Genomic DNA, 5,775 nt, shown 5'->3' with positions numbered 1-5,775 from the left:
TTCCATGACCAAGTCTCCGCCGCACCTCCCACCTCGTCGCCCGCGATGGGCCGGCCCCAAGATATCACGGTTCGTCGCTACTCGGCCCAAAGCGGACTTTGCGTACAAGGCTAAAGCAACTTTCGCAAAAATATTCTCTGGTGTGTATCGGGGGATATCGTTCCAGCGTTCCGAACACAGAGTATCCTTGCTTTTGATAGAAGCCCGGAGCCTGAAAGCTAAATGTGTCAAGCCAAATCCCGACGCAGCTTTGTTCTTCGGCCCATTGCTCCGCCTGAGCCAGAAGCTTCGCCCCCAGTTGCTGGCCCCTCATAACTTCGGGCACGAAAAGCAGCTCGACGAACAGCCAGTCATAATAGCATTTCGCCCATAGGCCGCCTTGGATTCCGCCCTCATCATCGCGCAGTAAAATTGCAAGCGGCTTGTAACCATCCTGTCCAGCCTTCGAATCATTAAAGGCAAGCAGGGGATTTAGGATTGCCTCGCGGTCACCTTCGTTAGGGTCGAGCTTCACTTCTAATACAGGCATTTCGTATCTCCATTCAGCCATTTCCGCCTATGTGGCCGATGTAACAGACACGTGAATTTGTCGCCATACTCGGGAGACCACTTTTGGCGCAATCCGGCCAAGGCCAAGCTTCCGCAGTCGGTCCCAAGCGGACGAGGCATCCTCGCGGATCAAAGCCAGTGCAACCCCAGCCGAGGCAGAGCCAGCACCATTGCGGCCGGCGGATGTATTTCGGATGACGGGTGCCCATTGATCCGGATTGATCTGATATGCGGGCATCAGGTTGATCAGGCTCTCGACATCCTGTGCCCATTTGTTGACCCAGTCGCGATCGTCCATGCGATAGAGATCACACATGCGGTAGTCGTCTCCCTCTTTTCGGTATCGAGCCTCGGATATCGGGTTCAACATTCAAGGCACCAATCGGATCAGGCGTCGACTCCATTCATGGCAGCGCATGGCGTCCTACCTCCGGCACCAAGTTGCCGCTGAAAGCATCCCTTAGCTGTTTGCGCTCTAAAGTCCGGCAAACGGTATCGGGTGCTCAAATGGAAACAGCCAACAACCTCAGAAGGGATATCGAGGTCGCATTGCATCGCCATGATCTGAATGGCTGGCAGCGAAAGTTCCTCACCGACATCCTGGCTCGCATTGATCGCAGTGGCGACAGGTTCACTCTCACCGACAAGCAGTGGAGAAAGGTCTTCGAGGTCCTCGGAAATCGCTCCAACGTCGTCCAATTTCAGCCACGGAAGTCACCGTCTAGTCATCGCCGATCGCCCAGCTACCGTCGACCGAGATTTACCAGGCGGCATTCGTACCGCCTGAGTTGGAGCGAAAAGAGGTTCCTGGTCGCGTTGGTGGTTCTGGCTGTCATTGCGTGCTTCCAGTTTGTCACCGGCGGCAAGTTCGATGCGGTAAGCGTGGTGCCGTCATCGGCCGAGAACGAATTTGCGTCATCGAGGTTCACGGTCACCGATGGCGATACGATCCATGTCGAAGGCGAGATGAACGGCACCCGGCTCGTCGGCTACAACGCGCCCGAGGTTTTCAGTCCGCGCTGTACACCAGAAAGGGAACTCGGAGACCGCGCAACGGCTCGGCTCAAGGAATTGGTGGCAGCCGGGCCGGTCAAACTCAATAGGGTTCCTTGCGCGTGCACGCCAGGGAGCGAAGGAACTGACAGATGCAACTATGGTCGCTCCTGTGCTGTTCTTTATGCAGGCGGGCAGGATGTCGGCAGTATCATGATTGGCGAGGGTCTGGCCGTGCCGTTCGTGTGCAGCGGAACCAGATGCCCGCCGACGCCGCGACCGTGGTGCGGCTGAGTTGGTCGCTTCTCAGGTCCATGAGTTCTTAAATCGATTTTAAAATCTTGAATTCAAATCCTAATCGATTTTAATGATTTTGTTTAAACATTCTTGTTGCAGTGCGAATGAATTCCGATCTTAAATGGCTGGCGAAGTCTGCTGTTTGGAGGGCCTTGGATGACCTTTACATTCCCGCTTACCGAGAAGCGCAATGTCGAGGAACTGCTAAAACACCTGGCACAGCACAAACTTAGCTGTCCAGGGAACTGTGCCGTATCGGTGAAAACCCACGTCGCTCATGTATCTTCCATGCTTACGTTCGCGCTGGGTACTGCCCGTACCGCCTGGTAACGACGAAGGAGGCGGGCCAACGGCGCTTCTCTAATCGGCGTGTCGGCGTCAAGCGTCTTTTCATAGCCGAGTCGAGGACGTCTGGATTTGGCCGTCGCAAAAATCCGCCGCGAAACTCCAACTTTTGCGACAGAGTTTTGCGGCGCGGCCCCCCGAACGCTTTCAGAAAAACCGGAGTGTCGCAAAAGCCCGGCAGACCGTCCGAGAACTCTTCGAGTGATGGAAAGTAGTTGATTTTCGGCGTGGACGGCGGCGTTTTGTCCAATTTTCCAGCTTTTCCGTTTTCGGGTGCGATGGTGGCGTTCATGGGCATAGTGGCGCTTATTTTGGGTCGAGAACAACGCAAAATGGGGCGTTTTATGTCCGCAACGCGGCCATCAGGCCCGGCACACCGACGATGGAGATGGCTCTCCTGAGTTGTAGGCGAGCGCCGTCAGGCTGAACTCCCCGCGGACGTTTCCCAGCCGCCGCAGAAGCAGCAATTGGGAGCGGTCTGTTCCTGAAAGATGCGCCATGGCAAAAGCTACCACGGCAGTCTAACGTGAGGAATCCCCGACGGGGTTTTCAGACGGTCTGCAGGATTTGTGCGGCGAACCATCCTCGTGGAAGGGGCAACACCGGCCTACAGTGGCTTTCGGAAGAACACGACGCGCTTTGTCTCCTCAAATCCTAAAGCGGTATGGAGCGCATGGCTGGCTGAATTCTCAAGCAGCGCGTCAGAGCCAAACTCAACACACCCAAGCGACTTCCCCCAATCGGCACCGGCATTGCGAAGCAATCGCGCGATACCTTTTCGCCTGTCAACGGGCCGGACATAAATTCCTTCGAGGAATAGAACGGCGAGCTGCTGCATCCATTCACATAATCATGTCGCAAAGTGGCCTCAGCAAACCCGACAGCTTCATTCGCAGCATTTCGAGCGATGAACGCGACGGCTTCTCCACTTTCTGAAAGAAACGCCCGGCACAACTCAGCTCGATGATCTTCGAGCGAGTGATGCGGCCACAGCGCAACGCGAAGCTCCGCCCACGACTCCCCAATCTCGATAATCGATTCCATATTGTGGTTCTCTTTTGTCGAGAAATTCCCGATTAAAGCGACACTTGTTTTCCTGACTTTTGCAACGTCCACGCCACAATAGATGAACGGTGCCGGCTTGGGTCCGATCTTCTTCGTCTTGCGGACGAGCAAGTGGATGTGAAGACCCAGCGCTTGATTGTCCCTAATCATCTCGCCATGCTTGGATTTTTGCTTGGTCCTGTTCTGGCTTTGCCAGGAGAATTCTGTGGCCGAACATAAGAGCCCACCTATCCTATGATTCCGCGGAGTTCGTCGTTGCGCCAGGAGCTAGAAAATGTTCTCCGTGGGAAGTCCGAGTGCGAATGAACCCGCGTAATGCGCCTGGGCTCCGGGCTGCATCGGATGATAGCGCGCGCCCTGTATGTCACGGAAGCAGCGCTCCAGCCCGTTCTCTCGATAGAATGCCGCGCCACCTGCGACCTCCATTGCAAGCTCCGTGACTTCGATAGCGTGCCGGGCGACCAAGGAACGGCCGATCATAACCTCGTTGACGGTTTCCGCGGACGGTTCGTTTCGAGCAACCACCTCCAACATCCAGCGATGCGCGATCTGTGCGGCCCTCAGAGAGGTTTCCATGCGCCCGACCAACTCGATCAGATGGTCGCTATTGGCCTTGCTTCGGACCATCTTGACTGCGATGTCGCGGGCGCTCTCGGCGACGCCAAGATAGACCGCGTAGATCAGAGGAAACGCAATCATGCCGATGACTTGAAATACGGGATGCCATTGTCCCGCACTTCTGGAAAATGCGACACTCGCATCCGGCACGAAGAGGTTTTCGATGATGATATCGTTTGACCCGGTTCCCCTCATTCCAAGTGTTCGCCACGTATCCTCTATCGAAACCTCTGGCGATGCCATCGGAACGCCGAAATGAATGACGGAGCGCGCGCCGTCCTGTTCTTCATAAACAGCACCGGTCATCAGGATGTTTCCTGCCGCAGCGCCGGAAGTGAAGCGTTTACGCGCGGTGATCCGGTATCCGCCATCAACTTTCATGGCGTTGCCCGATCCGCCGATCCAGTCCGATCCACCGCTCGAGAGCAATATGATTTGCTCCGATGCAACACGTCTCAGGAGCGGCTCCACCGCCGCCACCTTTTGATGCCGCCAGCGCCAGGCGGGAATGGCGACCTGATGGGTATGCATAGAAAAGGCAAGCGCGGTCGACCCACATGCACGAGCAATGGATTTGAGCATCTCAGAAAGTTCGGGCACTTCCGCGCCCAGTCCGCCCAACTCGATTGGAACGCCTGCCCGAACGAGGCCAGATTCCTTTAGCAGCGCGTAATTCTCGCCGACGAAAGTATCGCTCTCGTCGATCGATGCGGCACGTTGCGCAATGGTGGGCAGGACCGAATTGGTTAGTTCGACAATGGTCCGACCGCCGTCAAGGTTCCGTTTTGGTTCTGTAAGCCCGAGCATATCAATGTCTCCTATCTCGTGAGGATTGAGACTCTGCGCTCGTTTCACAATTGCGGCTAGTACACGAACTGTACTGAACGCCGCCTCCGCATGGCCAGGCAAGGAGCATTTGGCGGACCGGTTGTTTTGCAATATCGTGCCTGATCCAGCGCGGTGGAGGTCCTTATGGTAGAGCGTGACGGCTATGGGCAATTCTGTCCAGTATCAATGGCCTCGGAAATCCTCTGCTCGCGTTGGACGACCTTGGTCGTTCGCGAGTTCCTTTGCGGATCGACGCGCTTTAATGAGTTGCGCCGCGGGTTACCAAAAATGTCCCCGGCACTCTTGTCAAAACGACTGAAAGAACTGGAACTATCGGGCGTCATCACGGTGACAAGGAGTGCGAACGGTATGTCCGAATACGAGCTCACGGCAGCGGGCGAAGAATTGAGACCTCTGATCATAGGTCTTGGAAATTGGGCTCAACGGTGGATGGAATCGCGACTTTCCTTGAAGAATCTCGACCCTTCTCTGCTCATGTGGGACATGCGGCGGAGCCTCGACACAAGAAGACTTCCGCCCCGCCGTTGTACGATACAGTTTCTGTACCCGGAGCTTTCGGCCGCGCAAAAGAGCTGGTGGCTTGTGGTCGAAAACGGAAAAGTCGATCTCTGTAACTTCGATCCGGGCTATGATGTAGACCTTCTCGTTGAAGGGTCGCTCCGTTCGATGACCGCAATTTGGATGGGCCTCACGACCATACGTCAGGAAACCGATGCAGAAACGCTGAAACTTGAAGGGGACAGGGCGCTCGCGCGCGACATGCAGGAATGGCTCGGTCTTAGTGTGTTCGCCAAAACTCCCCGGATGAGGGCTTAAACTATCGAAGGCGAGAGGTTCTGACGGATACAACCGAGCAACGAAGACCCGTCACCCAGCCGGAAAATGGGCACGCACTCCTGCAGAAGCCGATGCCCGCTCTTGATGCTGTGGATGGCTCCTCCGCCGGCATCGCGATGTGCCATATTTGCGGTGTTGTTCAGGAACCGCATGGGAGGAGCCATCCATGGAAGAGATTACCACGATTGGACTCGACATTGCTAAGTCGGTGTTCCAGGTGCA

At 55.8% G+C, this 5,775-nt stretch carries 4 protein-coding genes and 3 pseudogenes; 2 read left to right on the top strand and 5 right to left on the bottom strand.

The genetic code is table 11. The features are described from left to right. Positions 1-64: 64 nt before the first annotated feature. Both C9413_RS26530 and C9413_RS26525 read right to left on the bottom strand, forming a co-directional pair. The gene (locus tag C9413_RS26530) at positions 65-529 is read right to left on the bottom strand and encodes a GNAT family N-acetyltransferase (protein WP_052451887.1); all 465 of its coding nucleotides are present in this window, start codon (positions 527-529) and stop codon (positions 65-67) included. Positions 530-721: 192 nt separating this feature from the next. Beyond that, a pseudogene (locus C9413_RS26525) lies at positions 722-865 on the bottom strand (SOS response-associated peptidase); the annotation flags it as partial. Positions 866-1,056: 191 nt separating this feature from the next. Between C9413_RS26525 and C9413_RS26520 the strand changes: the two are divergent. Further along, on the top strand, positions 1,057-1,836 hold the full coding sequence (locus C9413_RS26520) for a thermonuclease family protein (RefSeq protein ID WP_052451889.1): 780 nt from the start codon (positions 1,057-1,059) through the stop codon (positions 1,834-1,836). Between the two features lie 955 nt (positions 1,837-2,791). Here C9413_RS26520 and aac(6') read toward each other — a convergent pair. From aac(6') to C9413_RS26505, 3 genes and pseudogenes are all read right to left on the bottom strand, one after another. After that, positions 2,792-3,228: pseudogene (aac(6'), locus tag C9413_RS26515) on the bottom strand (aminoglycoside 6'-N-acetyltransferase). Between the two features lie 84 nt (positions 3,229-3,312). Further along, positions 3,313-3,480: pseudogene (locus C9413_RS26510) on the bottom strand (DUF3427 domain-containing protein); the annotation flags it as partial. 36 nt (positions 3,481-3,516) lie between these two features. Next, positions 3,517-4,674, bottom strand: a complete 1,158-nt coding sequence (locus C9413_RS26505; RefSeq protein WP_040116254.1) for an acyl-CoA dehydrogenase family protein — start codon at positions 4,672-4,674, stop codon at positions 3,517-3,519. A 165-nt stretch (positions 4,675-4,839) separates the two neighbouring features. Here C9413_RS26505 and C9413_RS26500 point away from each other — a divergent pair, with 165 nt between their 5' ends. Beyond that, positions 4,840-5,532 (top strand): helix-turn-helix domain-containing protein, encoded by a 693-nt coding sequence (locus C9413_RS26500; protein ID WP_040116255.1) that lies wholly within the window; start codon positions 4,840-4,842, stop codon positions 5,530-5,532. Positions 5,533-5,775 lie beyond the last annotated feature (243 nt).

Origin of the sequence: Rhizobium sp. SEMIA 4085, assembly GCF_013004495.1 — a bacterium.
GTDB classification, from domain to species: Bacteria; Pseudomonadota; Alphaproteobacteria; order Rhizobiales; family Rhizobiaceae; genus Rhizobium; species Rhizobium gallicum.
This window is presented reverse-complemented; position numbering and strand designations above follow the sequence as displayed.

Coding starts and splice junctions, on each gene's coding strand:
- C9413_RS26505 (WP_040116254.1), bottom strand. CDS start 4,674: ATGCTCGGGCTTACAGAACCAAAACGGAACCTTGACGGCGGTCGGACC.
- C9413_RS26530 (WP_052451887.1), bottom strand. CDS start 529: ATGCCTGTATTAGAAGTGAAGCTCGACCCTAACGAAGGTGACCGCGAG.
- C9413_RS26500 (WP_040116255.1), top strand. CDS start 4,840: ATGGTAGAGCGTGACGGCTATGGGCAATTCTGTCCAGTATCAATGGCC.
- C9413_RS26520 (WP_052451889.1), top strand. CDS start 1,057: ATGGAAACAGCCAACAACCTCAGAAGGGATATCGAGGTCGCATTGCAT.